This is a genomic window from Acinetobacter sp. Ag2 (genome assembly GCF_001005515.1).
Lineage (GTDB): Bacteria > Pseudomonadota > Gammaproteobacteria > Pseudomonadales > Moraxellaceae > Acinetobacter > Acinetobacter bereziniae.
Map to the genome: position 1 here is coordinate 38609 of NZ_LBNA01000046.1, position 26228 is coordinate 64836.

23 protein-coding genes and 2 tRNA genes are annotated in these 26228 nt (G+C 38.7%); 14 read left to right on the plus strand and 11 right to left on the minus strand.

Annotated features, from left to right (window positions below):
* Positions 1–87 precede the first annotated feature (87 nt).
* Positions 88–2460, plus strand: a complete 2373-nt coding sequence (locus AAV97_RS08830) for a Tex family protein (RefSeq protein ID WP_046760367.1) — start codon at positions 88–90, stop codon at positions 2458–2460.
* 48 nt (positions 2461–2508) lie between these two features.
* Here the strand turns inward: AAV97_RS08830 and AAV97_RS08835 are convergent, their stop codons facing one another.
* Positions 2509–2886 (minus strand): MerR family transcriptional regulator, encoded by a 378-nt coding sequence (locus AAV97_RS08835; protein WP_046760368.1) that lies wholly within the window; start codon positions 2884–2886, stop codon positions 2509–2511.
* Positions 2887–2984: 98 nt separating this feature from the next.
* Here AAV97_RS08835 and AAV97_RS08840 point away from each other — a divergent pair, with 98 nt between their 5' ends.
* Positions 2985–4076: an SDR family oxidoreductase gene (locus AAV97_RS08840; RefSeq protein ID WP_046760369.1), complete on the plus strand. Its 1092-nt coding sequence runs from the start codon at positions 2985–2987 to the stop codon at positions 4074–4076.
* 46 nt (positions 4077–4122) lie between these two features.
* Here AAV97_RS08840 and AAV97_RS08845 read toward each other — a convergent pair whose 3' ends face one another.
* Positions 4123–4878: an SDR family oxidoreductase gene (locus AAV97_RS08845; protein ID WP_046760370.1), complete on the minus strand. Its 756-nt coding sequence runs from the start codon at positions 4876–4878 to the stop codon at positions 4123–4125.
* Between the two features lie 105 nt (positions 4879–4983).
* Between AAV97_RS08845 and AAV97_RS08850 the strand changes: the two genes are divergently transcribed.
* Positions 4984–5880 carry a LysR family transcriptional regulator gene (locus AAV97_RS08850; RefSeq protein ID WP_046760371.1) on the plus strand — a complete coding sequence of 299 codons (897 nt, stop codon included), beginning with the start codon at positions 4984–4986 and terminating at the stop codon, positions 5878–5880.
* Between the two features lie 2 nt (positions 5881–5882).
* On the opposite strand, the gene AAV97_RS08855 is transcribed toward AAV97_RS08850, so the two are convergent.
* On the minus strand, positions 5883–6770 hold the full coding sequence (locus AAV97_RS08855) for an SDR family NAD(P)-dependent oxidoreductase (protein WP_004825436.1): 888 nt from the start codon (positions 6768–6770) through the stop codon (positions 5883–5885).
* Between the two features lie 359 nt (positions 6771–7129).
* Positions 7130–7483: an SEL1-like repeat protein gene (locus tag AAV97_RS08860; protein WP_004825435.1), complete on the minus strand. Its 354-nt coding sequence runs from the start codon at positions 7481–7483 to the stop codon at positions 7130–7132.
* Between the two features lie 307 nt (positions 7484–7790).
* Here AAV97_RS08860 and AAV97_RS08865 point away from each other — a divergent pair, with 307 nt between their 5' ends.
* From AAV97_RS08865 to AAV97_RS08880, 4 genes are read left to right on the plus strand one after another with little or no spacing between them, the layout of a single operon-like run.
* Positions 7791–8219 (plus strand): cation transporter, encoded by a 429-nt coding sequence (locus tag AAV97_RS08865; RefSeq protein WP_228136530.1) that lies wholly within the window; start codon positions 7791–7793, stop codon positions 8217–8219.
* A 57-nt stretch (positions 8220–8276) separates the two neighbouring features.
* The gene (locus AAV97_RS08870) at positions 8277–9641 is read left to right on the plus strand and encodes a TolC family protein (RefSeq protein ID WP_046760373.1); all 1365 of its coding nucleotides are present in this window, start codon (positions 8277–8279) and stop codon (positions 9639–9641) included.
* A gap of 1 nt (position 9642) precedes the next feature.
* On the plus strand, positions 9643–10920 hold the full coding sequence (locus tag AAV97_RS08875; RefSeq protein ID WP_004825432.1) for an efflux RND transporter periplasmic adaptor subunit: 1278 nt from the start codon (positions 9643–9645) through the stop codon (positions 10918–10920).
* Positions 10910–14092, plus strand: coding sequence for an efflux RND transporter permease subunit (locus tag AAV97_RS08880; RefSeq protein ID WP_046760374.1), 3183 nt, complete (start codon positions 10910–10912; stop codon positions 14090–14092). Before AAV97_RS08875 ends, AAV97_RS08880 begins: the two co-directional genes overlap by 11 nt.
* A gap of 73 nt (positions 14093–14165) precedes the next feature.
* Here AAV97_RS08880 and AAV97_RS08885 read toward each other — a convergent pair whose 3' ends face one another.
* Positions 14166–14966 carry a DUF4198 domain-containing protein gene (locus AAV97_RS08885; RefSeq protein ID WP_046760375.1) on the minus strand — a complete coding sequence of 267 codons (801 nt, stop codon included), beginning with the start codon at positions 14964–14966 and terminating at the stop codon, positions 14166–14168.
* 149 nt (positions 14967–15115) lie between these two features.
* Between AAV97_RS08885 and AAV97_RS08890 the strand changes: the two genes are divergently transcribed.
* The gene (locus AAV97_RS08890) at positions 15116–16069 is read left to right on the plus strand and encodes a cation diffusion facilitator family transporter (RefSeq protein ID WP_042089111.1); all 954 of its coding nucleotides are present in this window, start codon (positions 15116–15118) and stop codon (positions 16067–16069) included.
* A 39-nt stretch (positions 16070–16108) separates the two neighbouring features.
* Here AAV97_RS08890 and AAV97_RS08895 read toward each other — a convergent pair whose 3' ends face one another.
* Together AAV97_RS08895 and AAV97_RS08900 are read right to left on the minus strand one after the other, a co-directional pair.
* Entirely contained in the window at positions 16109–16450 is a 342-nt protein-coding gene (locus tag AAV97_RS08895; RefSeq protein WP_004825419.1) for a hypothetical protein, read from the minus strand.
* Positions 16451–16744: 294 nt separating this feature from the next.
* Positions 16745–17440, minus strand: coding sequence for a hypothetical protein (locus AAV97_RS08900; RefSeq protein WP_046760376.1), 696 nt, complete (start codon positions 17438–17440; stop codon positions 16745–16747).
* 76 nt (positions 17441–17516) lie between these two features.
* Here AAV97_RS08900 and AAV97_RS08905 point away from each other — a divergent pair, with 76 nt between their 5' ends.
* The 4 genes from AAV97_RS08905 to AAV97_RS08920 are packed head-to-tail and all read left to right on the plus strand — an operon-like array spanning position 17517 to position 21102.
* Positions 17517–17912 carry a hypothetical protein gene (locus AAV97_RS08905; RefSeq protein ID WP_046760377.1) on the plus strand — a complete coding sequence of 132 codons (396 nt, stop codon included), beginning with the start codon at positions 17517–17519 and terminating at the stop codon, positions 17910–17912.
* A gap of 9 nt (positions 17913–17921) precedes the next feature.
* Positions 17922–18896 (plus strand): hypothetical protein, encoded by a 975-nt coding sequence (locus tag AAV97_RS08910; protein ID WP_046760378.1) that lies wholly within the window; start codon positions 17922–17924, stop codon positions 18894–18896.
* Between the two features lie 13 nt (positions 18897–18909).
* Entirely contained in the window at positions 18910–19992 is a 1083-nt protein-coding gene (locus AAV97_RS08915) for a type VI immunity family protein (protein ID WP_046760379.1), read from the plus strand.
* A 27-nt stretch (positions 19993–20019) separates the two neighbouring features.
* Positions 20020–21102, plus strand: a complete 1083-nt coding sequence (locus AAV97_RS08920) for a type VI immunity family protein (protein ID WP_046760380.1) — start codon at positions 20020–20022, stop codon at positions 21100–21102.
* Between the two features lie 159 nt (positions 21103–21261).
* On the opposite strand, the gene AAV97_RS08925 is transcribed toward AAV97_RS08920, so the two are convergent.
* The 4 genes from AAV97_RS08925 to AAV97_RS08940 form a co-directional block, all read right to left on the minus strand.
* Positions 21262–21337: transfer RNA gene (locus AAV97_RS08925), tRNA-Glu, on the minus strand.
* A 26-nt stretch (positions 21338–21363) separates the two neighbouring features.
* Positions 21364–21439, minus strand: a tRNA-Ala gene (locus AAV97_RS08930).
* 58 nt (positions 21440–21497) lie between these two features.
* Positions 21498–23006 (minus strand): glutamate--tRNA ligase, encoded by a 1509-nt coding sequence (gene gltX, locus AAV97_RS08935; RefSeq protein ID WP_009587179.1) that lies wholly within the window; start codon positions 23004–23006, stop codon positions 21498–21500.
* Between the two features lie 138 nt (positions 23007–23144).
* A complete protein-coding gene (locus AAV97_RS08940; RefSeq protein WP_042089106.1) occupies positions 23145–23456 on the minus strand; it encodes a hypothetical protein in 312 nt (103 codons plus the stop codon).
* Positions 23457–23832: 376 nt separating this feature from the next.
* Between AAV97_RS08940 and AAV97_RS08945 the strand changes: the two genes are divergently transcribed.
* Entirely contained in the window at positions 23833–24825 is a 993-nt protein-coding gene (locus AAV97_RS08945; RefSeq protein ID WP_046760381.1) for a sulfate ABC transporter substrate-binding protein, read from the plus strand.
* 367 nt (positions 24826–25192) lie between these two features.
* Positions 25193–26209 (plus strand): sulfate ABC transporter substrate-binding protein, encoded by a 1017-nt coding sequence (locus tag AAV97_RS08950; RefSeq protein WP_046760382.1) that lies wholly within the window; start codon positions 25193–25195, stop codon positions 26207–26209.
* Positions 26210–26228: the final 19 nt, after the last annotated feature.

The following is a 26228-nucleotide window of genomic DNA, read 5'->3' on the forward strand; positions in this document are numbered from 1 at the left end:
ACTAATTTGCAAAACAATTGTGGATTTTATGGTCTCGGTCTTTATAATCACTAACTTTTAGTCCTTATCCTTGTGGAATTAAACACGATGACTGACTTAGTTCAGCAGTTGGCAAGTGAACTTGCCGTACGTCCAAACCAAGTAGAAGCTGCCATTAAACTGATTGATGAAGGCTCTAGTGTTCCATTTATTGCACGTTACCGTAAAGAAGTAACACAGGGTTTAGACGATATACAATTACGCCAACTCGATACGCGCCTTGTTTATTTACGTGATTTATTTGAACGCCGTGAAAAAGTAATCGAATCTTTAAAAGAACAAAATAAACTTTCAGATGATTTGCTCGCTCGTGTAAATGCCGCTGAAACAAAAAATGCCTTAGAAGAGCTTTACGCACCGTATCGTCCAAAACGTACCAGTAAATCTTTTAAAGCAAAAGAAGCGGGTCTTGGTGTTATCGCAGAAAAAATTATTGCAGAGCAAGTTGATCCTACAGAAGCTTTGGCTGGTTTTAGCCATGAAGAATATCCAGATGTTGAAAGTCAATTAGATGCGATTCAACACATCATTATTGATGATTGGGCACAAAATATTCCTTTGACAACAGAGTTGAAAACGACTTTTGCAAAAACCGCTGTGTTGAAGAGTTTAGTTGCATCTGAAGAGAAAAAAGAAGTCGGTAAGAAATTCCGTGATTACTTTGATTTCTCTGAAAACCTCAATAAAGTACCTTCACATCGTTTATTGGCGATGCTGCGCGGTCGTCAAGAAAATGTGCTTGGTCTTAAAGTTGATGGTGAAGATCATGCACCACTTTCACGTATTGAAACTGAATATAATCTTGAGACAGTTCAACCACAATCTCGTCAAGACTTTTTAAAACAAACAGTAAAACTGTTTTGGTTAGGCAAAGTTCGTCCGACCATCGAGCATTCATTATTGACTGAAAAACGCCTTGCTGCTGAATCAGAAGCAATGAATGTGTTTGCTGAAAACTTACGTCATTTGTTACTTTCTGCACCTGCTGGTTCTCGTACCACACTGGGTGTTGACCCTGGTATCCGTACAGGTGTGAAACTTGCTGTAGTTTCAAATTCAGGCGATGTTTTGGCACACAGCACCATTTATCCTTTTGCACCTAAAGAAGATAAGGCGGGTTCAATTGCAGAACTGGCAAGACTGTGCCGTGAATTCAATGTAGATTTAATCGCTATTGGTAATGGAACAGCAAGCCGTGAAACTGAAGCAGTTGTCGCTGAAATGATGGCTGAGAACACTGATCTTAACTTAACCCGTGTTTCAGTCAGTGAAGCAGGTGCATCAGTATATTCTGCTTCAGAGTTGGCTTCTGCTGAACTTCCTGAACTTGATGTAGCGATTCGTGGTGCGGTGTCTATTGCGCGTCGTTTACAAGATCCTTTAGCTGAGTTGGTTAAAATTGATCCTAAATCAATTGGCGTAGGTCAATATCAGCACGACGTGAATCAAACCAACTTGGCAAAAACACTGGATGCAGTGGTAGAAGATTGTGTGAATGCTGTAGGTGTGGATGTCAATACTGCTTCTCCTGCAATCTTGGGTTACATCGCTGGATTGAATAAGGCGATTGCGCAGCAAATTGTCGATTACCGTAAAGAAAATGGTCGTTTTGATAATCGTCAAGCATTAAAGAATGTCCCTCGTTTGGGTGAACGTACCTTTGAACAAGCTGCAGGTTTCTTGCGTATTCAAGACGGTTCTGAGCCTTTGGATGCATCATCTGTTCATCCTGAGTCTTATGGCTTGGTCAATAAGATTGTTGAAGCCAAAGCGACTACAGTGAAAGATATTATTGGTAATACTGAAATTATCCGTCAGATCAAAGCGGAAGATTTTGTGGATGATCAATTTGGTTTACCGACGATTCAAGATGTGTTAAGTGAACTTGAAAAACCAGGTCGTGATCCACGTCCAGAATTCCGTACGGCTAAATTCCGTGAAGATATTACTGAAGTGAGTCAGTTAACCGAGGGCATGCAGCTCGAAGGTGTAATTACCAATGTGACCAACTTCGGTGCATTTGTTGATGTTGGTGTACATCAAGATGGTTTAGTTCATATTTCTGAACTTGCCAATGAATTTGTTGCAGATCCACATAAAGTTGTTAAACCAGGACAAATTGTACAAGTGCGCGTGTTGACAGTAGATGCTGAACGTAATCGTGTGAATTTGTCGATGCGCCCTGAAGGTTCTGAAGCACCTGCTAAAGCACCTCGTCAAAAGCGTGAGTTTAATAACAATGAGCAACGTACTGAACGTAAGCCACAAGGTAAGCGTCCACAGCAAGGTCGTCCAAATCATGACAATAAGGACAAAGCACCTCGTCATGACAAAAAGCCTCAGGCAGCAAAACCTCAAGAAAATAAAATTGGTGGTTTAGGCGCATTGTTATTACAAGCAGGGATTAAAGGATCTAAATAAGCTTTAATTTCTCAAAATGAAACCGCCGTAAGGCGGTTTTTTTATGGACTAGACAATCGCAGAAATATCACAATCTTTTTTAAATGGGCATGCTTCGCCAATCACAAGATTTTCAAGCAGATGCTGAATGTTTTGTAGTTGAACGATTTTCTCACGAATGAGATTAAGCTTGTCGGTTAAAATCTCATGAAATTGTTCCGCTGGAATTTCATTCACATTGACCAAATCCAAAATTTGTTTAATTTCAGCCAAAGTAAAACCTAAATTTTTAGCAACTTGGATCAACTGTAATTGTTGTACATCCTGTTCTGAATAATCTTTGTATCCATTATTGCGTATCAAAGGATGAATAAGCGCTAGCTTTTCATAAAAACGAATCGTATCCCGACTGAGATTGAGATGTTTTGATAACTCACTGATTAACATCACTGGCTCCAAATTTGAATGCACTTGCAAGAAACACTTGACTGTGGAGTGTACTCCATCCTTTAGATTAAGTGTGAACATAAGGAGCGTAGCAAGTGATGCAAAATTATCAAAGCACAGAAAAAATTACCTTGGTCGCAGGTGCAACAGGATTTATTGGTAAATTTCTGGTGGCACAATTACTTCAAGACAATGATCAGGTTTTTGCGCTGTGTCGAAATCGTGAGCAACAAGAACCTAGATTGAAAGCTTGGCTAGAAAAGCAAGGAATAAATCATCAAAAATTGCAATGTATACAAGGTGATATCACCTTACCAGACTTGGGTATTTCAACTGGGGACTGGAAACGGCTTGCAACGGTGACACATTTGTTCAACACCAGTGCGTTATTTGCATGGAATCTGTCGATGCAACAGGCACATGAAGTGAATGTTCGAGGAGTCATCAATTTACTTCAAACTGTGAATGCTCACTGTCACTTGAAACGGGCAATCCATCTTTCTGGCTATATGTTGACACTTACTCAGCATTTGGAAGATGCTGGAGTTGATCTGAAAAATATAGAAAAAACAGATTGGCAGTGTGTCTATCAAAAACTAGGTGCTTATGAAGCTTCCAAAATTGAAGCGCATTTTGCTTGGATCAAATCTGCACAAGCGTTGAAAATTGATTGGACGGTAATACACCCTGCAACAGTCATAGGAGATGAATACTCTGGAGAAATCGCAAAATATCAGCCGATTGAACATCTCATTACCCAATTGATACAACGCAAGTTGACTGCAATTCCTGCAACCCCTCAGCATTATTTGCCTTTAGTTTCGGTGAATATGCTAGTTCATGCGATATGTAAAGCCTCACAGGACCAATTGGCAGTAAATCAAGAGATACTGATTGCTAATCCCACCCAGATTTCTTTACAGGTACTGATTCAACATGCGGCAGATCGTTTAAATCTTAAGGCACCACACTATTTTGTTTCTCTCAAAATATTAAAATTAATTTTAAAATGGAAATGGCTTGCTCAAAAGTTGGAGTTATCTGCGGAAATGTTAAATTTCATTCGTACAGAGCAATTGAATATTGATGCATTTTTAAAATTGAATCAAAACTGGAAAATACCCGAAACCAATCTCAAGCAAACCATTGAACGGACGGCTGAATGGGTCAAGCAAAATTATGACGACTAAGGAAAAAGTGCCCATTGAATAAAATGGGCACTTTTCTCGAGCAGCATTATCGTGTTGTATAACCACCATTGGCAAAAATAGTCTGTCCTGTAATCCACCAGCCTTCTGTGACTAAGAAACGTACCAAAGGTTCAATATCTTCAATTTTGGTTAAGCCCCCCAGTGCTGAGGCAGATTTATGGTACGCCACAGCTTCAGGTGCTTCTTGACCATAGAAAAATGGGGTATCCATTGGACCTGGTGCAACGGCTGTAACGGAAATACCACGCGCTCCGTATTCCTTTGATGCCGCGCGAGTATAGTGCTCAACCGGTGCTTTTAAGCCTTCATAGGTGGAATACAAACCGGTATAGGCTGCCAAAAGACTGGTCACGATTGAGCAAATTTTTCCACCATTGTTGAGATGTTTTCCCGCAGATTGAATGAAGAAATAAGCAATTTTATTATTAATGTCATTCATTGAATCAAACTCTTGTTCTGTGGTTTCAATCAATGGTTTTTTTAATACTCGACCGACTGTATTAATTGCAATATCGATACCACCAAAAGTTTCTTTGGCTTTGATGAACAAGGTTTCAATATTCTCAATATTAGAAAGATCTGCTTGTATCAGTGTTGCATGAGCACCCAATTGTTCAACAGCTTTAAGTGTTTCTTCAGCATCCTTTCGGGTTTCTGGGTTGTTATAGTGAATGACCAAATTTGCGCCTTGTTCTGCAAATTTACGAGAGATCAAACCACCTAAATTTTTTGCGCCACCCGTAATAATAACGGTTTTATCTTTTAAGTCATGTGAGCTCATTTTTATTTTCCAATGTTAACCAGTGATGTTGAAATTCTAGGTGCTATTTTTTATTCTACATAGTGGATAGAATCGAATGGATTGTTTGAAAAATTTGAATAATAGATGGATAAAATAGAGCGGTTTAAAATTTTTTGTCTTGTTGCAGAAAAACACTCATTTGCACAAGTAGCAAAAGAGTTAGACTTACCACGTTCCACCATTACCTATGCCATACAAGCTTTAGAAAAAGAATATGAAATTTTGCTGTTTAATCGAACTACTCGAAAAGTCAATTTAACCAATGACGGAATGCAATTTTTTCTAGAGGTTAAACACTTAATTCTACAGTCTGAAACATTAGATCATTTCAAATTAAAAAATCGTGAGCATATAGGAAAAATTAAAATTGGTTTGCCGTTGCGTATAGCAACACAATACCTTATTCCTTATCTCAATGAGTTTTATGAAAAATATCCAAATGTTAAAATTTCAATTTATAGTCATGATCATTATTCAGATTTAATCGAACAGCGTTTAGATTGTGTCGTTCGTGTGGGTAGGGTGGAGGATGAAAATTTAATAGTAAGACCAATTGCCAATGTTGATTTATATACTTTGGCTTCTCCTGATTATCTAAATAGGTTGCAACAACCATTGCACTTGACGCATTTGCAAGAGCATTTTCTGATCGGGTATCAAATCAAAAATTTAGATACTGATTTTGAGCGCCTGTATTTTAAAAATATTCAGGTCAATCTTCCCTACAAACTGTGTGTAGAGGACACACAAAGCTATTTACATGCTGCTTTACAAGGATTAGGGATCATTCAGATTCCTGCGTTCGATGCAGTGCCTTTTATTGCACAAAATAAATTAATTCGAATTTTTGAAGATGAACCATGTCTCAAGATTCCTGTTAATTTTTTATTTTTAGAAAGAAAATATAGACCTGTCTATTTTCAATTTTTTATTGAGTGGTTAGAAAGCTTACTTAAAAATAAGCTTTCTAAGATGTTTTAAACTTACCAATGTTCACCAGGGAATAAACGCGCATAGGCACGTTGTACTAGATTAAGTTTCTGTGGTTCACCCACAGAAGCAGTTGAGCTTGGGAATAAATTAAAACCAATCGACATTAATTTATTGTTGATTCCTGGTGCGATTGAATAGGTAATTGAAGCTAAACGTCCTAAGTTGGTTGCAACTTTTTTCGGACGTTTAACAATCGCATAAGCCACCAAATCTGCTGCTTGTTCTGGAGAGAGCGTTGGAACGTACTTATAGATTTTGGTTGGTGCAATCATGGGCGTACGCACTAAAGGCATATACACCGATGTGATCGCAATTTTATGTGAGTGGACTTCGGCAGATAAGCAACGGCTAAAGGCATCTAAAGCAGCTTTTGAAGCAACATAAGCAGAGAAACGGGTTGCGTTTGCCAATACACCAATCGAGCTGATATTGATGATATGGCCATCTTTGCGTGTCATCATTTGCGGTAAGATGTTCAATACTAAGCGTACAGCACCAAAATAATTCAGCTGCATGGTACGTTCAAAGTCATGGAAACGGTCGACAGACTCATGTACAGCACGGCGAATCGAACGTCCTGCGTTATTTATTAATATATCAATATGATCAACCGAAGCAATGATTTGCTTAGAGACCCTATCAATTGCATCCATATCATTTAAGTCGCACGGAAAAATGTCCGCTTGACCACCTTCTGCCTGGATTTCCGCTTGAACTTCTTTGAGTGTTTCTTCTGTACGAGACACCAAAAGTACATGTGCTCCTGCCGCAGCAAGTTTTTTTGCAACCGTTAAACCAATACCACTAGATGCACCAGTGATTAATGCAATTTTACCTTGAACCTTTTCTTGAAAAAGTTGCTCCAATTTCTGATTCATAGCTATTTTCCTGATTTTGCTAAAATGAATATATGAGCTGTATTTTTAGTTTCTGGGTGAAGCTATCCTTGTATAAAAGATAGTCAGTTTTATTGGGGGCAATAATATACAAAAAAAATAAAATTACTAGTAGTAAGCCTCTGAATTTAAAAAATATTTTAGAGTAAATACTCTATAGTTTTTTTATTTATTTGGTGATTTTTACCATATTGAAATCAATTTTTAAAGTAAAAACAATCAATGTTTGCGTGAAAAATAAACAAATGAATTCAGGTGGATAACCCAGTATAATTGATCAATAAACAGAGCCAGTTTTAGCTCTGTTTATCGCGCGATATATACAATACAATTAACGTAATTTATGAAAATGCAAGTTCGTCATAGGCTTTCTTTAACTGTTCTTTTGCATGAAGATGACCTTGATGCGCCGCTTGTTCAAGCCATTTTTCAGCATGACTATAACTACGGTCTAAACCCAGTTGCCCATTGAGATAACTCAGCCCCATTTTATATTGGGCTTCCTGATCTCCGCGTAAAGCGGCTCTGAGATAACACCACATTGCATTGCGATTTGCGATTTCATCTGAACTTAAATGTTGATCTTCAAAATCATGTGCTTGCGCTTTTTCGAGCGTGGCTTCAGATGCATTTTGTTCAAATGCTTGGCGAGATGTGGAATCTCCTAAAAAACGGTTAAAAATATGCACCAACATATAAAACCTCCTTGCTAATCCATTAACAAAGTAAAAGAGATTGCTAATCATAAAAAATTGATTAGATATCAGTAAATCTAGCTGATTTTGTAAACTTTGCAAATAATTTTATGTAATTTGTCAATTGCTTTTTATATACTTTTGTTTATGTTAGTCCTAGTTAATAAAAGATTTAGAATTTTTAAAAATTACCTTTCTGTAATTTGAATAGCTCAATAAAGTTGCTATATTCATCATGTATTTTGATTTCGAGTCTCAATTTGTGAAACGTTCAGCTGTTTTCATCACAGTCTTGCTAAGTTTGTTCATGTTCCAGAGCCTTTGGAATGTGGCAGCGGCTTTTTGTGATCATGAAAAAAGCGCTGGAGCAGCTCAGAAATCAGTCATTCAGCATTTTGGTCATCATAGCGCACCTGATTGTACGCAAGATCAGTTATTACATCCTCAATTATTGGGGAGCTATGTATCCGAGGCTCAAACAGATCAAGGGGCTTCTTCACAGAAAGCAACCCATCAGCATGATGTACGCGCTAACGATTTTCTAAATCATTTCAATGATGATCATAGTGATCATTTGCCTTCTTTAGTCCATTTTATTGTCGTGGATGATCAGCAACATGCTGAACAGCCTAAATTTATAGGTTACCGAGAAGCGCCATTTGTTGGCTGGAACAACTTATACCAGTCGCCTGATCTATATTTTCCTAACCCACCGCCCCTCTTATCCCCGCTATAAGGTGGGGTAGCCGAAAAATCACTCACCGCTAATATTTGAATTTAGTGGAGCATTTCTATGCCTAAAAAAACATGTAAAACCTTACAAAAGTCTAGATTGAGCTTTAGATCGTCTCTTCTTGGCGCGCTCATGGTGAGTATCATTACATCTAGCGCTTGGGCGAATGATTCAAAACAGTCATTAACCTTGCAACAGGCAATCGCGAAAGCAGAGCAGTACCAACAAACACAAAATGTGTGGCAGACTCAGCAGCAGATTGCGGATGCGAATATAAAACAAGCAAAACTGTGGACAAATCCAGAGATATCCATACAGCAAACAGGCTTTGGTTCAAATGATGATAAAGAGCTTGCGATAGGTGTTTCTCAGCGCTTGGATCTTTTTGGTGAGCGAAAATCTGTTCAAAAATTGGCGCAACTTTCTAAAGATCAAAGCGATTTAAATCAGCGAATTTATCAAGCTCAACTTGAGCTTGCTGTTAAATATCTATGGTCACAACTGGCAATTTTTGAACTCGAACGTAGTGTGGTTCAAGAGCAGCTTAAAGTCAGTGAAGAAAATTTGAATGCGATCCAGAAGCGTTATCAAGCAGGTGGTGTTGCCCAAGTCGATGTGGATCGGGTGCGATTAAGTCATGCCGAAAATGCGCGTCTGTATCGCCAAGCGGATCTACAAGTTCAGGTTGCTAGACAGCAATTATCAAATTTATGGGGAGATTCAGATAAATCGATCAGTATCAATCTGAGTCCACAATCATTGTGGCCATCTTCTTCTCATCAACAAGTACAAGAATATTTATCGGATAATTTGTTTGAAAAATCACGCCGTTTACAAGTGTTGCAGGCAAAAGCGACCGTAGATCAACTCAAAGCCTCAGCACGCCCAAATCCTACTGTGAATTTTGGCGTAAACCGCACACGATCACCTCAAGCACAAACGGATAATGCACTTGTGGTGGGGGTGTCGATTCCATTGAATATTTTTAACCGCCAACAATATGGTGTGCAAATTGCGCGTGCGAAAGAAGATTTATTAAACAAACAGCAAGAATTCTATCTTCGTCAAAATGCTTTGCAGGTCGGTACATTATTGACTGAACTGCAAGGACTAGAAGTGCAATTTAATGCTGTGGATCAGTCGCAAATTCCACTTGCCGCGCAAGTACAACGTAAAACTTTAATGGGTTTTACAGTAGGTAAGTTTGCTGTAACGGATGTACAGCAAGCGACTTTACAATTGCAGGATGTACGTTTACGCAAGGTGCAATTACTCAAAGATGGATGGCAACGTGCCATTGAAGCAGAAAGTTTGAGTCTAGGCGTTGAACCAAGTCAAATCATGGCGAAAGATGCAATCGCACAAATTAATCAAAACTTATGGCAAGAGACTCAAGCACTACCAGTGATTGGTGGGAGAAATTAATATGCTAAATCAATTTAAATCGTTTCAGCATCAGCAGGGCAAAATTTCTCAACGCCTACTGATCATTGTTGCTATTGTCGTGACAGCACTTATTGCAACAGCTTTACTTTTTTCATCGAAAAAAAGCACATCAAAAGAAGAAGGGCATGGTGAGGAAGGACATGCGCATGGTGAAGAAGGTGCAGCAGAATCAGCTGAGGGAGGTGCAAATGAAGGTGGGCATAGTGAAGAGGAGGAAAAAGAAACCATTAGCCTGACTGCACAGCAAATTACTGAGCAAGGCATACAACTCGCCAAAGCGGAAATGGGAGCTGTTTTAAAGTCAGCGTCTTATCCTGCAAAAATCATGGTCAATACCGATCGACAGGCGCATGTATCTCCTGCTTTTAGTGGACAAGTGATAGCGGTAAATGTGGAGCTAGGGCAACGTGTGCAAAAAGGTCAGGCATTGGCAACGCTCGTTGTTCCAGATTTGGTTGACCAACAAGCGAATTTACAGATTGCGCAAGCTGCAATGGAGTTGGCGCATCAAGATTATGAACGTGAGCGTCAATTATGGTCACAAGGCATCTCTGCCAAGCAGGATTATCAGCGTGCATACAATGCCTATAAACAGGCTCAAATACAGGTACAAGCAACAAAGTCTCGTCTGTCTGCTTTAGGGGCTTCTTCTGGAAGTCAGGGACGTTATGTCATGACGGCACCAATTGCCGGAATTATTAGCAAAAAAGATTTAGTCATGGGGGAAAATGTTCAGCTTGCCAGTCAATTGTTCGTGATTGATCAGTTGGATCAATTGTGGCTTGAATTTATTGTCCCAAGTTCCGAGTTTTCATCTATTGCACCGAATCAACAGATTGAGTTTAAGTCGTTACAAACAGGTAATACTTTCAAGGCTCAGATTCAAAGTTTAAATACTGAAGCTGATGCTCAGACTGGACGTTTACAAGTGCGTGCCAAAGTATTGTCCAATGCTGCGGAATTACGTCCAAACTTAATGGTCAATGTTCAGCTTCAACAGCCGGGTTCTGCTCAAGCGTTACGTGTATTGAAAAGTGCAGTACAAAAAATAGAGGATAAAGATGTTGTATTTGTTGCCAATGAACATGACAAAAAGCTTGAATTTAAAGCACAGCCTGTCGTCTTGGGGCAGGTTTCCAGCGATGGACAGTGGATTGAAATTCAGTCAGGTCTGAAGCAAGGGCAGCAATACGCGGGGCAAGGCAGTTTCTTACTCAAATCTGAACTAGAAAAGGGAGAAGCGAGCCATGACCATTAAGGATTCTCCAGATTCTCAATTAGATTTAGACAAAGATCAGGAATTGCCTCAGGCAGAGGGTTTGTTTGATCGACTCATTCAATTCTCAATCAAAAATGCGATATGGGTGATACTGTTTATCGTGGCTTGGATTGGTGTAGGTGTTTATAGCTATCAAAAATTACCGATTGATGCGGTACCAGATATTACCAATGTCCAAGTACAAGTGAACACACAGGCAGCTGGGTTTACTGCGTTGGAAGTCGAGCAACGAATCACCTATCCCATTGAAACTGCAATGGCAGGTCTACCTAAACTTGAGATGACCCGCTCAATTTCTCGTTATGGCTTATCACAAGTCACCATTATTTTTAAAGATGGCACAGACATTTATTGGGCGCGTCAACAAATTAATCAGCGTATCCAAGAAGCCCAAGCAGCACTACCTGATGATATTTCACCTACAATGTCACCCGTATCGACAGGGCTGGGAGAAATTTATCAGTGGGTGGTTAAAGCTGAACCCAATGCCAAGAAACCTGATGGTACACCTTATACCGCCATGGACTTGCGTGAAATTCAGGATTGGATTGTAAGACCGCAATTACAACGAGTACCTGGTGTTGCTGAGGTAAACTCGATTGGTGGCTTTAATAAAACTTATGTGGTCACTCCAGATCTCAATCGTTTACAACAATTGCAAATCCCTCTCAGTGATTTGCAAAATGCTTTGACTTTAAATAATGAAAACCGTGGTGCTGGTTTTATTGAAACCAATGGTCAGCAATTGACTGTACGTGTTCCGGGAATACTCAGCAGTATTGAAGATATTCAAAATGTCAGCATTGGCAATAAAAATGGTTTTCCGATCCGTGTTGCTGATGTTGCGACCGTAGCGATAGGGCATGATCTTCGAACTGGTGGTGCGACTTATAACAGTCAAGAAACTGTACTGGGTATTGCCATGATGATGATGGGAGAAAATAGCCGTACAGTTGCACGTGCTGTGGATGCCAAAGTCAAAGAAGTCCAGCAGTCTTTACCGAAAGGCATTGTCATTGAAACAGTTTATGACCGTACTGATCTGGTTGAACGAGCGATTAAAACTGTACAGAAAAACCTTGTTGAAGGGGCGATTCTGGTCATTGTTATTTTGTTCTTATTCCTAGGTAATTTCCGAGCGGCTTTAATTACTGCCTGTGTAATTCCATTATCCATGTTATTCACTTTAGCAGGTATGGTGGAACAAAAAATCAGTGCTAACTTGATGAGTCTTGGTGCATTAGATTTCGGGATTATTGTCGATGGTGCAGTGGTGATTGTGGAAAACTGTATTCGTCGCTTAGCAGAAGCTCAACATGCTAAAGGGCGTTTATTGTCACGATCAGAGCGCTTTAAAGAAGTATTCCTTGCAGCAAAACAGGCACGTCGCCCATTGATTTTTGGTCAATTAATTATTCTAGTAGTTTACTTACCTATTTTTGCTTTGTCAGGAGTTGAAGCTAAACTCTTCCATCCAATGGCAATGACGGTTGTATTGGCTCTTCTCGGCGCGATTATCCTTTCTGTGACATTTATTCCAGCAGCGGTGGCGCTGTTTGTAAATGGTGAGGTGAAGGAGACAGAAAGTCGCTGGATGCTTTGGTTAAAGCGTAAATATGAAGCAGTGCTCAACTTAGCCTATCATTTTAAAGTATTGGTCATCACGCTTGCGCTGTGTATTTTATTTTTGACAGGTCTACTTGCAACACAGATTGGAAGTGAGTTTGCACCAACATTGAGTGAAGGAGATTTTGCAGTACAGCAAATGCGTTCCCCAAGTACCAGCTTGGAACAATCTTTAAGAATGCAAGAAAATACGGAAAAATTGTTGCTGAAAGAGTTTCCAGAAATTAAAGCCATATTTGCCCGTACAGGTACTGCAGAAGTGGCAACAGATGTAATGCCACCGAATATTTCAGATGCAGTGATCTTGTTAAAACCGCAGAAGGAATGGAGAAACCCGAAAGAAAGCATAGATGAATTACGTCAACGCATGATTGCATTTCTGGCAACACTACCCGGTAATAACAGTGAGTTTTCACAACCGATTGAACTACGCTTTAATGAATTGATTTCAGGTGTGCGTAGTGATGTTGGGATCAAAATATTTGGCGATGACATGGATGTATTGAACCAACAGGCGAGTAAAATTGCCCAACAAGTTCAAAGTATTTCAGGCGCATCCGCAGTTAAGATCGAACAGACATCCGGTTTACCTTTGCTCAATGTTGAAGTGAATAAAGCTGCCGCAGCGCAATACGGATTATCTGTAAGAGCTATTCAGGATTTGGTTGCAACAAGTGTAGGTGGACAAAATGTTGGGCAGATTTTACAAGGAGATCGTCGTTTTGACTTTGTGATCCGTCTGGATGATGCGCAACGTACCCCAGAACACTTGGCTGTGCTGCCGATTCAAACACCAAATGGTGGCTTAATTCAGTTACAAGATGTCGCTAAAGTAGAAAATATTTTAGGTATCAATCAGGTCAGCCGTGAAAATGGTAAGCGTCGGGTTGTTGTCACTACAAATGTAGAAGGGCGTGATTTGGGTTCTTTTGTTGCAGAACTGCAATCTACTTTGGCTAAACAGGAAATGCCTGCAGGGTATTGGTTGAGTTATGGGGGGCAGTTTGAAAACCTCACTTCAGCCAAAGCTAGAATGCAATTGGTGGTTCCATTGGCATTGATTACGATCTTTATCTTGTTGATGGCTGTTTTCCATAACTTTAAAGAAAGCCTACTGGTCTTCACTGGTGTTCCATTTGCCCTATGTGGCGGTTTGATTGCATTGTGGTTGCGAGGAATACCATTATCTATGTCTGCTGGTGTTGGTTTTATCGCGCTCTCTGGTGTTGCAGTGCTGAATGGTCTGGTCATGTTGACATTCATTAAAGAATTGCGTCAGCAACTCGATGTTTATCATGCGACTTGGCAAGGTGCAATTTTACGTTTAAGACCTGTTCTGATGACAGCCTGTGTTGCCTCTTTAGGCTTTGTTCCGATGGCTTTGGCGACAGGGACGGGTGCAGAAGTACAGCGTCCGCTGGCAACGGTGGTCATTGGTGGAATTATGTCATCAACCTTATTGACCTTAGTGATATTGCCGGTGATTTATCGTTGGATGAATGAGCGTAAAGAGCGAAGTAACTAATTGCTTGTCTAAAAAACAAAGCCCTCTTTCTTGAGTAAAACAAGAAGAGGGTCTCTATATTTTTAAGGTTGTATTATTTGCCAGCAGGTAATACGCCTAAGCTAATAATGGTGTAGTTTTGATTGACTGGTTTTGCGGTTGAATTGAAAGGTTCACTGACTTCAACAAGATATTGTCCAGAATATGGGAAAGTAAGTGTGGCAGAGCCATCCGTAGCGACAGGAACTTTTAACGCTTGCTTATCGGTTTGACCTTGAGCTCGAACCAGTAACTCCGCATTTTTGAGTGCTTGCCCTGATTTTTTAATCATAATCTGTACAGGTTGTTGTGCAGTGATGTCATTGGGATGGGTTTTAAACTCAACCTGTATGACTGCATCAGTTTTGTTTTGAAAAGCAGATGATTTGTCTTTTGAAATATAGCTTTGGATTGACCATTCACGCTGAATACTGACGGATACAGGGGCTTTTTTGAAATCAGACGGGACGACATAGTCACGTTCAGAAATATTTCCTGCTTTATCTGCGGCAACATCAAAAAGCATTTTCCATTCTTTATTATGTTGTACATATTTGAGAGGAAAAGAAACTTTAGTACCCAATTGATAAGTGCCTGATTGTGGTAGAGCTAAGTCAAAAACAGTCGCAGATTTTAAAGTGCTGGCAGGTTGAAGTTGTAATTGGCTTTGATCAGGTTGAATGACCGTTAAAGTTGTTTGTTTAAGTGCATGTTCAGCATTGAGCGCTTCTTCTGCATAACCAGCAATGACAGGAATTTGTGTATTTGCAGTGAGGTAACTCAAAGGAGCAACATAGGGTTCATGTGCATGGCTATAAGAACAAAACAGTAGGGCGAGCGCAAGATATTTTTTCATTGTAGACATCCTGTTAGAAGGGGTATTGTCAAATCTAAAAATGTTGTGTAGGCATTATATAGAGAAAAAGTATTATTGATAATAATTATTATTATCAATAATTGAAAAAGAAATGAATTGCGAATACATCAAATAAAGAGAGGTGCGAAATGAGTGAACAACAAGGGCATGATCATAGTCACGCCATGGTCACCGAGGGCAATGTTAAAAAACTAAGCTTTGCATTGCTATTGACTGGTACTTTTTTGATTGTTGAAGTGGTGGCTGGGTTCATTACACAGAGTTTAGCGTTATTGTCTGATGCTGCGCATATGTTTACCGATGCAGCTGCACTCGCAATTGCATTGGTCGCGATAAAAATTGGAAAATTACCCGCGGACAATAAGCGTACCTTTGGTTATCAGCGTTTTGAAATTTTGGCGGCATTGTTTAATGCGCTGATGTTGTTTGTGGTGGCGATTTATATTCTTTATGAAGCTTATCAACGCTTTAGCCAACCTCCTGAAATTCAAAGTGTAGGCATGATGATTGTCGCCGTTATTGGTTTGGTGATTAATCTGATTTCGATGAAGATTTTATTTTCAAGTTCCCAAGAAAGTTTAAATATCAAGGGAGCTTATTTGGAAGTCTTGAGTGATGCGCTTGGTTCAGTTGGTGTTATCGTCGGTGGAGCAATTATTTATTTCACGGGTTGGATGTGGGTTGATACAGTCATTGCTGTGCTTATCGGGTTTTGGGTCTTGCCAAGAACATGGATTCTACTCAAACAAAGTATCAATATTCTCTTAGAGGGTGTACCTGAGGAAATTGATATTGAGAAGTTACGGAATGACCTGTTATCAATCAAAGGCGTGAAAAGTATTCACCAACTCAAAGTCTGGGCAATTACTTCCAAAAATGTTCATTTAACTGTCCATTTGTATGCACCTGAAGCAGATCGCAACCAGCTATATCAACAAGCCATGGAAATGCTGAGTCATCAGCATGGGATCACCGAAATGACTCTACAAATCGAGGATGATGCAGATATGGTAGATTCACATACAACACAGAACCATGCTCAAGATTCACCTATAGCTCAAGAAAAAAACCATTCACATTAATGTGAATGGTTTGATTTTTAAATCTGTTAAGTAATGGCTTTAGATTTGCCATTCATGATTACAGTCGCGACACTTCCAATTTTTATTGGCTTGCATAAAAGATTGCATGGAAATTTTAAAATCAGGAAGATCGCGCCAAAAAAGCACGCCAGCAATCACTGTTGCAATAAAAACCACCACTGTTGCAATCTGCAATGTCTGACCTGCACCGTTACTGAAAATCCACATCACAATACTGATGACAACCAAAAGCAATAAAATAAAGAGTAGTGGAATCAAGAATACCAAGCTTTTAGGTACAACTGGGCGAGCTGCAGGTGTGTTGCCATTTGCAACTGGGAGAATTTTCCGGCTTTGACACTTTGGACATTGGTATTGCATGGTGACTCCATATTAATCATCTTGCTATTATTCTAATCGTTCTCATTCAGAATGCAAAAAAGACTGGATGACTAAACTCATGATCTAAGATGATACTCGAAGATATTGTCCGCAATTGTTTTAGGCAGAATTCTATTTGTAATCGTTGTTTTACTAGTGATTGAGTGTTTTTACAGTTCTCTAATAAGTTTTACGGTCAACTGTGAAATTACTAAAAGTGAGCTATGCACGTGCGTATCAACTCTTCACGATGTTTTTTAAAAGTTAAAGATATGTTTAAGTCGAAGTCCCATTCTATAGTTTTTTAACCAAATCCTCGGAGATATTTGTAAACTTTTCATAGGGAATAAATATTCCTTTGCTTGTCATCCGATCGTGAAAATAAAAATCAATATGATGGGAAATTAAGTGGTCAAATTTGAGCTGTTCTTGCCAAATGTAGTGAATTAGATTTAGGTGATAACTCAAAAATTGATCTATTCCTAAAAAATGATTGGATGGACGTAATAACTCACTGACACTATCCCAGAAATGAATATCTGGGTTCATGTTTGCCATCAATGCGACTAAATTCATCGTCTCAATTTCTTGAATTTCAATATTTTCATAACTGATGTTGATTTCTAAAATAGCATCTTTCTCAAAATTTTTACCTGCTGTACGGTGATTCGCAATCAGCAATATTGTTGTGATTCCTGAAAAGTGCAGAATTCCTTTCATATTGCAATATCTATGATAAGTATCTTGAAGGAGTTCTTCTAAATTTCTTTTTTTTGGCATTTTTCGCATACATTCAGCATAAAAACACGTTGTTATAAAATAATCACCAGCTGCCGCAAAAAAACCAAAGGGTACTTTTCTAATTTTTTGATAATGATCATTGATATTCAGAGTGATATGTTTTTTTGTATCGCTGTATTTTATGACTCCACGTCTATCTGTAGCAAGTATTGCATAACGATCTAAGTTGAAGGCGATGACTAATGACATAAAAAATCAGGACTATTAAAAGATTGTGATGTATAATTTAACAAATAATTAAATTATGATAAACAATGAGGTGAAAATGGGTAGGGAATTTGTTGTTAGAGCTGGTCAGCATAAGTTTGAGAGTGGGGCAAAAATACAAACAGTCTTTCCAGCACTTCCCGTGATGATTGATCAACCTTATTCAGCCGCTGTGACTTTTCTTGATGATGCCAAACAACCGATGGCGAATTATAACTATCGACTGATTGCTGAAAATGGGCTTGAAGTTTCGGGAATCACGGATGAGTTTGGAAAAACTCAACCGAATCAAACTGATCAGCGGGAAAAAGTCGATTTGTATATTGCAGATTTACCAAATAATCACCAACAAAATTCAGGCGAATCTCCGCTTCTCAAAAAAACATATGAAGCCTTGTTTTATGTGGAAGATCCAGAAGATGAATTAGATGATATTGATCATTTAGAAGAATAAGAGGAAATTATGGGTGCTCCAATTGTTGCAGCTGCATATGTGGTCATTGCATTTTTGTTGAGAGTATTACTCCACGTACTCAAAAAACTCCTCAATCAGGCAGCAAAAGTGACCACTGAATTGGTCAAAAAGTATCTTGCACCTTTTTTAAAAGATATTGGCGCAACGATTGCTCAAGAGTTGATTGAGTTTATATTTTCTTTTGCAACTGAAGTTGCGACTGATATTAAGCGAGAACAAAGAGCTTCTACGACACCCAAACCAAGCGGTTCAACAAAACCAACCGCACCCTCGCAAGCTTCAAGAGTTGGCGCTTGGTATGAGGTTTACACCAAGAAACCAATTTTATTTAAATCGGTGATTTGTAAAGTTTGCTGTTTTAGTAATCAAATTGGTGGTGCAACAGGGAAAGCGTCTAAAAAAGAAACGATTGCTGATAAAGTGATTAATTTATGGGGCGGATTACGCCACCTTAGACAAAAAGCCGTGCAAGTCATTTTTGCACTCGTAGATATTGTGATGGAACACAAATGTCCGATTAAAGCCGAAGTGATTTATGACAAAAAAACCAAACAACCGTTGATGGTTGCTGGGACAAACCCACCTCGACATAAGTTTATGGAAACCCCTGGGGGAGATCATCGAATAGGTGCAGATATTCTTATAGTGAAAAATATGATGAAAGCGCCGACATTAGATAATATTTTACATTGGGTGGAAATAAAATTTTTAGACAGTAAAGATCCACCGAATAGAAAGCAAATGGATGATTATTCAAAATTTTTGAAGGGTAATAGTAAATTGGCAATGATTCGGGTATCGGCAAATCCCCAAGATAGTGATTGTGGTTGTAAGGCAAAGGCAGTACCGCAAAACACACACAAGCCAAATAGTACCCCGCAAGGCAAAAAGACCAGTAAAGTCAATCAAATGCGTGAAGTGTGGGACATTGTGGTCAGCAATGCAGAAAATCTTTGGAAATAAGAAGGAATAGATGATGGGTGAGTTATTTCAACAAGCGGAAGCATGGTTAGATCAGATTGAACAGACACAAGATTATACATTGCCTTATGTGGATGTTGAATCCAAAACAGAACCCGTCCGTTTAAATCTAATGATGTCTTTTTGGTTTTATAAAGGTGAAACTTTAGAAATCCGAGAACAGGTTTTCAATAAAGTTTTAGATTATATCAAACTTACTGGTATTGAATTTCAACGTGAAGCTTCGATTAAAAATCAACGTGAACGGAACTTTCGAAAAGAAGAATTTCCTCAAAATTGGTTAAATGACATTAGAAAAGCTGATGTTTGGAGTTCTTTGATTTATTACTTTTCAGATCAACCCAGGATGGACTTTGCGCCTAAGTTTGGATTGGATGTAAGTTGTAGTTCTGAATTAGGGGATGGAGAATGGTATTCAACTGTGAATTTTATTTTTCCATTTGATTTTACCAATCATAGTGATCGACAATTACAGTGTATTGAATTTTTTAAAACATTTATTAAAGAAATCAAAGTAGAACAAGCTTATTGTGGTTATCGCGTCGGACAGCCCCTAGATTTTACCCAAGCTGTACCGTGGCAAGCTTTTGAAACCGCAGCCAATTATCGCTTCTTAGGTCTAGATATTGAAAAGAATATGACGCAAAGTAGTGCTGTAACCAATGATGAACCCTCTTTAGAAAAAGGTGTACGTTCAACAGCTTGGTTGGTGTATCTCGGTCAACCGTGGCTAGAAAAACTCGATGAAGTACAAGCGATTCAACAGCAAGATTCGAATACGCCATTACGTTTAGAACCGATCAATGGTGGAATGTTTTTTAGAGCAGATGAATCACCACAATTGGCAAGAATAGGTTTGCCACGCCCACAAGGTTATCAAGCGTTAAATAATATTCTTAAACCAATTCGAGAAAAAATGCTTCCGTTAACGCAATATGCCGATTCATTGGCAGAGTGGGAACCTGTATTTTTTCAGCCAGAACAATGTGATTGGTGGCTTGAACGTTGGGATCGAGAAGATGATGCTGAGTTATTGAAAAAATATCCTGTTCCTGAAAACTTAAAGCCACAGGATTAGATTTGATTTATGGGATGTTGATAAATAGTGAATGAGTTATTTCAACAAGCGGAAGCTTGGTTAGATCAGATTGAACAAACACAAAATTATACTTTGCCTTATGTGGATGTTGAATCCAAAACGGAACCAGTGCGCTTAAATCTAATGATGTCTTTTTGGTTTTATGATGGTGATCAATTATATGTTCGAGAGTATTTCTTTCATAAAATTCTCGAATATATCAAATTAACTGGAATTGAATTTGTTCGAGAAGCATCGGTCAATAAACAAAGAGAACGTAAATTTCGTAAAGAGGGTTTTCCCGAAAACTGGGTTAGTGATATTAAAAATAAAAAATTAGATGATCCACTTAATTATTATTTTTCAGATCAATCTACAATGAATTTTGCACCTAAATATGGTGTTGATGTAGCCTTTAGCTCAGAGATGGCAAATAATGAACGCTACTCAACAGTCAATTTTATTTTTCCATTTGATTTTACCAATCATATTGATCAACGATTAAAGTGTATTGAATTTTTTAAATCCATCATTCGTGAAATTAGAATAGAACAAGCCTATTGTAGTTATCGCGTCGGACAACCCTTAGATTTTACCCAAGCTGTACCGTGGCAGGCTTTTGAAACCGCAGCCAATTATCGTTTTTTAGGCTTGGATATTGATAAGAATATGGTTCAACGTAGCCATGTGACCAATGATGAACCCTCTTTAGAAAAAGGTGTACGTTCAACAGCTTGGTTGGTATATCTCGGTCAGCCGTGGCTTGAAAAACTCGATAAAGTACAAGCCATTCAACAACAAGAGCCGAATACGCCGTTACGTTTAGAGCCGATCAATGGTGGAGTATTTTTTAGAGCAGATGAATCACCACAATTGGCAAGAATAGGTTTACCACGCCCGCAAGGTTATCAAGCGTTAAACAATATTCTTAAGCCAATTCGAGAAAAAATGCTTCCGTTAACGCAATATGCCGATTCATTGGCAGAGTGGGAACCTGTATTTTTTCAGCCAGAACAATGTAATTGGTGGCTTGAACGTTGGGATCGAGAAGATGATGCTGAGTTATTGAAAAAATATCCTGTTCCTGAAAACTTAAAGCCACAGGATTAGATTTATTGATCAAATGAAGTGATATTTTACTCTATGAGTTTTTCAACAGCTTGTCTATATCACTAGGTTGAAGTCACATTGAGTGAATCAAAATTTAGATAATAAAAAACCCAAGTCATTATGCTTGGGTTTTTTACAAAGATGTCGCCATCTTGAATATGGCGTCCCTACGGGGATTCGAACCCCGGTTACCGCCGTGAAAGGGCGATGTCCTAGGCCTCTAGACGATAGGGACAGATGAGGCAACACAGGTAAAACTTTTGGTGGAGTCAAGGAGGATCGAACTCCTGACCTCTACAATGCCATTGTAGCGCTCTACCAACTGAGCTATGACCCCCAGTCTGTGTGAGCGCAATATTAGGGATATTGCGCCTTCACGTCAACAGAAAAATGAATTAAGCTTCGTCGATTGCATCATTTTTCGGCAATTTGATGCTTTCGTTTAGTTTTTCCCAAACTTTTGCTTCTTTTTTACTCGGACCACCCACAATTTCAAGTGCATGGCGTAAACGTGCAAACGTTAAGTCTGGACCAATCGTCACCATTGATTGCATAACAGGGGTCGATGAAGTTGAACCCGCAATCGCGATAAAGAATGCAGGCATGAAATCACGGAGTTTGATTTCCATTTGATTCGCCAAATCCATGAGCGTTTGGCTCACGGTATCGTTGTTCCAAGTAAATAAGCTTTCTAAACGCCAGATGGCAAACTGCAAACTTTGACGAACTTGTTCTTCACTGAGTTTTTTACTTTCGAACTGTTCTTTTGACAAGGTAGGGAATTGATTGAAATAGAAACCTGCCCAGTTAACAGCTTCAGAAAGTAAATTAATACGTGGCTGAATGGCTGCAGCAATGTCTTCAAGGGTTTTACGGTCTGCTTTCCAAGCAAGCAAAGTATTGAGCAACTCGGCAGGTGTAAGCGCTTTAATCCACTGACCATTTAACCAATTGAGTTTTTCAACATCGAAAATTGGACCGCCTAAAGAGACACGTTGAATGTCAAAATGCTCAATCATTTCAGCTAAAGTAAACTTTTCGCTTTCATCTGGCATTGACCATCCCATACGACCTAAATAATTGAGTAATGCTTCAGGAAGTACGCCGATATCTTTGTAATAATTGATCGAGGTTGGGTTTTTACGCTTCGACAATTTTGATTTATCAGGATTACGCAACAATGGCATGTGACATAATGTTGGCATTTCCCAACCAAAATATTGGTAGAGTAACTGGTGTTTTGGCGCAGATGGTATCCATTCTTCACCACGGATTACGTGGGTAATATCCATTAAATGATCATCGACCACATTGGCCAGATGATAAGTTGGTAAGCCATCGGTTTTCAGCAAAATTTGCATGTCTACCTGTGCCCATGGAATCTCAACTTCACCACGCAATAAGTCGTTGAATTGGCAAATCCCTTGTTCTGGTACTTTCATACGAATCACATGCGCTTCACCAGCAGCAAGACGTTGTTGTACTTCTTCTTGAGAAAGTTTTAAACCACGCCCATCATAACGCGGTGTTTCACCACGAGCCTGTTGCTCGGCACGCATTTGATCAAGCTCTTCAGCCGTCGCAAAACAATAGAAGGCATGCCCTTTTTCAACCAGTTCTAAAGCATATTGTTTATAAATTCCCATACGTTCAGATTGGCGATAAGGTGCGTGTGGACCACCGACATCTGGACCTTCTGACCAATTTAATCCTAACCAACGCAATGAGTCTAAAATCATTTGTTCAGATTCAGGTGTAGAGCGAAGTTGGTCTGTATCTTCAATACGAAGAATAAATTCACCACCATGTTGTTTGGCAAAACATAAGTTAAACAAAGCGATATAGGCAGTCCCTACATGTGGGAAACCTGTTGGAGAGGGTGCAATACGAGTACGGACTTTCATAACCAAATATTATTCAGAATGTAAATTGAAACTATTATAACGAAAAAGCCCAATCGCTTAAGGGTTAATTCACCAATAAAGGACTGGGCTTCTAAATTCTTTTGAGGGGTAAAGAATTTATTTTCTCAAATCAAGCAACTATGAGGTATGTGGTTGGAAAATTGCTTGTACAAAACGCGAAAACTTTTGATGTTGTTCAGCTAAAAAATTTTGCGATGGTGTAGTTTTAAGTGAAGTTAAAACTTTGATTTGATCTTTGTCTGAAATCAATTTACTTTCACCACGTTTTTGCTGATTCAGCGCTTTTTCAATCGGTGATTGTTTGTCGGATACCACAATCATAGATTGTATTGGTCGAGTAGTATCTTTAATGACAGCACTATGACCTGTTTGCGCCATGATTGTTAGTCCTATACTGATACCTAACAATTTTAAATGTGGATACTTCATTCCATCTACTCCCCCGGATGGTCGATTTTTTTTCTTTAACAAGGTGTGTTTAACATGGTTATTGTAGCAAAATAAGTTACAAAAAGCTTAACTACGTCACATTTTTTAATAATACTACACAAAAAATGTCTAAAAAACAACCATTGAAACGAAATGTAATAATTAAATTAATATCATATAAATATGGATGAATCGTGAAGAATTCAAGTCTACATTAAGTTGTTTAGAAAATATTCGAAATTATGAAGCTGTTTATTGCATATATTTGAATATCTTAAAATATGAAAAGAATAGAGTTTATTTTTATAAGTAATTGATTGTTAAATTAAAACAATGAAAATATAGTGCATGCTAAGTACTAAAAACTGAGAAACAAATGAAAAAACGACTGCTTTTAAGTGCAATCAGTCTGATTGCGATAGGGAATACATATGCTGCAAAAGAATTTTTAAATGTATCGTATGATCCCACACGAGAATTTTATCAAGAATATAACAAAAGTTTTGGACAGTTTTGGAAATCGAAAACAGGACAAGATGTTGAGTTTAAACAATCTCATGGTGGTTCAGGAAAACAAGCAAGATCCGTGGTCGATGGTTTACAAGCGGATGTGGTAACGTTGGCATTGGCGAATGATATTGATGAAATTGTCAATGCGGGACTGATTGAAAAAGCTTGGCAAAAGGAGTTTCCTAATAACTCGGCACCATATACCTCAACAGTGGTGTTTCTGGTCCGAAAGGGCAACCCAAAAGGAATCAAAGATTGGAATGATCTGGTAAAACCCGGTGTTGAAATTATTACACCGAACCCTAAAACAGGTGGTGCACCGCGTTGGATTTATTTATCCGCTTGGGGTTATGCCTTAAAACAGCCAGGTGGTAATGATGCTAAAGCCCGTGAATTGGTGAAAAAGATTTATAAAAATGTCAAAGTTTTAGACTCTGGTGCTCGAGGCTCTCTCACTACTTTTGCTGATCGTGGTATTGGTGATGTATTGCTGTCTTGGGAAAATGAAGCAATTTTAGCAACCTCTGGTCCAGATAAAGACAAATATCAGATTGTTTATCCGTCGATTTCCATTCTTGCTGAACCTTCAGTTGCCATTGTCGACAAAGTTGTCGATAAAGATGGTAATCGAAACCTAGCCAAAGGTTATCTAAATTATCTGTATTCTCCTGTAGGGCAAGATCTTGCAGCAAAATATAATTTCCGTCCTCGTGATACAAAAGCGGCTGCTAAATATGCTGCTAAATTCCCTAAAATCAAATTGTTCACAATTGATCAAGTTTTTGGTGGTTGGGCGAAAGCACAGAAGGTGCATTTTACCAATGGTGGGGTATACGATCAATTTACAGCTGAAAAGTAATGCTTTGAAAGCAAAGCCTTTTGATCTGATCAGGCTTTGCTTTTTTGTACTTTTTTCAGTTTTTACTTTAAATCACTTATCCTTATATTATTGCGATAGCCTTGATGTGTACCTTATTGATTAATATTTTTATGAAAGGTGGTCCTGTTTGAGCATGACTGTTTTTTGGTTTTCTATCTTTTATCTAAGATGATCAAAATAAAATTAAACTGGCAATTTCAAACCTCAATGAATTGAAAAAAATCATCAATATCAATCATCATTTATTTTTGCTCCTCATTCGATCTTGTATCTTTATGCTTTTGATTGATGTTTATTGGCTTATTTCATATATTTAGAATAATTTTAAATTTGCTGCGGCGCTCATATGAAAAAGAATTTTAAAGCACTTTTAAGTGCTGTGATTATTGCAACTGGATTTACAGGCACAACTCAAGTCACTCATGCGGCTGATCGTGAGTTTTTAAATGTGTCTTATGATGCAACTCGTGAGTTTTATGATGAGTTTAATAAATCATTTGGTGCATATTGGAAAGCGCGTACAGGAAAAACTGTGGATTTTAAACAATCACATGGCGGTTCTGGAAAGCAAGCACGTGCCGTGGTGGATGGTTTAAAAGGTGATGTAGTGACTCTGGCTCTAGCCAACGACATCAATGAAATTGTAAAGTCGGGTCAAATTAACCCGGGTTGGGAAAAAGAGTTTCCAAACAACTCAGCACCTTATACTTCAACGGTTGTATTTTTAGTGCGTAAGGGTAATCCTAAAGGTATCAAAGACTGGACAGATTTAACCAAGCCGGGTGTGCAAATCATTACACCGAATCCGAAAACGGGTGGATTGCCAAGATGGATTTATCTTTCAGCTTGGGGTTATGCATTGAAACAACCAGGTGGTGGTGATGCGAAAGCGCGTGAGTTTGTTTCCAAGATGTATCATAACGTGAAAGTAATGGATCCTGCTGCACGTGCATCCATGACCACCTTTGCTGAACGTGGCATTGGTGATGTTTTATTGACTTGGGAAAATGAAGCCATGGTCAGTAAAAAAGCCACAGGCAATAAGTTTGATATCGTCTATCCGTCTATGTCGATTCTGACTGAGCCTTCTGTTGCGATTGTAGATAAGACGGTTGAGAAGAATGGCAATAAGTGGTTGGCAACAGGCTATATCAATTATTTATATTCCCCGATTGGTCAGGATATGGCAGCACGTCATTTTTATCGTCCACGTAATGCAAAAGTTTTAGCAAAATATGCGAAACAATTTCCTGAATTAAAAACTTTCACCATTGATGAAGTATTTGGTGGTTGGGCGAAAGCGCAGCAAACACATTTTGCAAATGGCGGTGTTTTCGATCAGATTTATAATACCAAACGTTAAGCGGTAATTGATTTGATGA

Excerpts from the sequence above, each read along its gene's own strand:
- AAV97_RS08895 (WP_004825419.1), bottom strand. The coding sequence starts at position 16,450 with ATGCAATACCAATGTCCAAAGTGTCAAAGCCGGAAAATTCTCCCAGTT.
- AAV97_RS08880 (WP_046760374.1), top strand. The coding sequence starts at position 10,910 with ATGACCATTAAGGATTCTCCAGATTCTCAATTAGATTTAGACAAAGAT.
- AAV97_RS08855 (WP_004825436.1), bottom strand. The coding sequence starts at position 6,770 with ATGAATCAGAAATTGGAGCAACTTTTTCAAGAAAAGGTTCAAGGTAAA.
- AAV97_RS08850 (WP_046760371.1), top strand. The coding sequence starts at position 4,984 with ATGGATAAAATAGAGCGGTTTAAAATTTTTTGTCTTGTTGCAGAAAAA.
- AAV97_RS08865 (WP_228136530.1), top strand. The coding sequence starts at position 7,791 with ATGTTCCAGAGCCTTTGGAATGTGGCAGCGGCTTTTTGTGATCATGAA.
- AAV97_RS08945 (WP_046760381.1), top strand. The coding sequence starts at position 23,833 with ATGAAAAAACGACTGCTTTTAAGTGCAATCAGTCTGATTGCGATAGGG.
- AAV97_RS08885 (WP_046760375.1), bottom strand. The coding sequence starts at position 14,966 with ATGAAAAAATATCTTGCGCTCGCCCTACTGTTTTGTTCTTATAGCCAT.
- AAV97_RS08835 (WP_046760368.1), bottom strand. The coding sequence starts at position 2,886 with ATGTTAATCAGTGAGTTATCAAAACATCTCAATCTCAGTCGGGATACG.
- gltX (WP_009587179.1), bottom strand. The coding sequence starts at position 23,006 with ATGAAAGTCCGTACTCGTATTGCACCCTCTCCAACAGGTTTCCCACAT.
- AAV97_RS08910 (WP_046760378.1), top strand. The coding sequence starts at position 17,922 with ATGGGTGCTCCAATTGTTGCAGCTGCATATGTGGTCATTGCATTTTTG.
- AAV97_RS08860 (WP_004825435.1), bottom strand. The coding sequence starts at position 7,483 with ATGTTGGTGCATATTTTTAACCGTTTTTTAGGAGATTCCACATCTCGC.
- AAV97_RS08950 (WP_046760382.1), top strand. The coding sequence starts at position 25,193 with ATGAAAAAGAATTTTAAAGCACTTTTAAGTGCTGTGATTATTGCAACT.
- AAV97_RS08915 (WP_046760379.1), top strand. The coding sequence starts at position 18,910 with ATGGGTGAGTTATTTCAACAAGCGGAAGCATGGTTAGATCAGATTGAA.
- AAV97_RS08900 (WP_046760376.1), bottom strand. The coding sequence starts at position 17,440 with ATGTCATTAGTCATCGCCTTCAACTTAGATCGTTATGCAATACTTGCT.
- AAV97_RS08875 (WP_004825432.1), top strand. The coding sequence starts at position 9,643 with ATGCTAAATCAATTTAAATCGTTTCAGCATCAGCAGGGCAAAATTTCT.
- AAV97_RS08870 (WP_046760373.1), top strand. The coding sequence starts at position 8,277 with ATGCCTAAAAAAACATGTAAAACCTTACAAAAGTCTAGATTGAGCTTT.
- AAV97_RS08840 (WP_046760369.1), top strand. The coding sequence starts at position 2,985 with ATGCAAAATTATCAAAGCACAGAAAAAATTACCTTGGTCGCAGGTGCA.
- AAV97_RS08845 (WP_046760370.1), bottom strand. The coding sequence starts at position 4,878 with ATGAGCTCACATGACTTAAAAGATAAAACCGTTATTATTACGGGTGGC.
- AAV97_RS08905 (WP_046760377.1), top strand. The coding sequence starts at position 17,517 with ATGGGTAGGGAATTTGTTGTTAGAGCTGGTCAGCATAAGTTTGAGAGT.
- AAV97_RS08830 (WP_046760367.1), top strand. The coding sequence starts at position 88 with ATGACTGACTTAGTTCAGCAGTTGGCAAGTGAACTTGCCGTACGTCCA.
- AAV97_RS08890 (WP_042089111.1), top strand. The coding sequence starts at position 15,116 with ATGAGTGAACAACAAGGGCATGATCATAGTCACGCCATGGTCACCGAG.
- AAV97_RS08940 (WP_042089106.1), bottom strand. The coding sequence starts at position 23,456 with ATGAAGTATCCACATTTAAAATTGTTAGGTATCAGTATAGGACTAACA.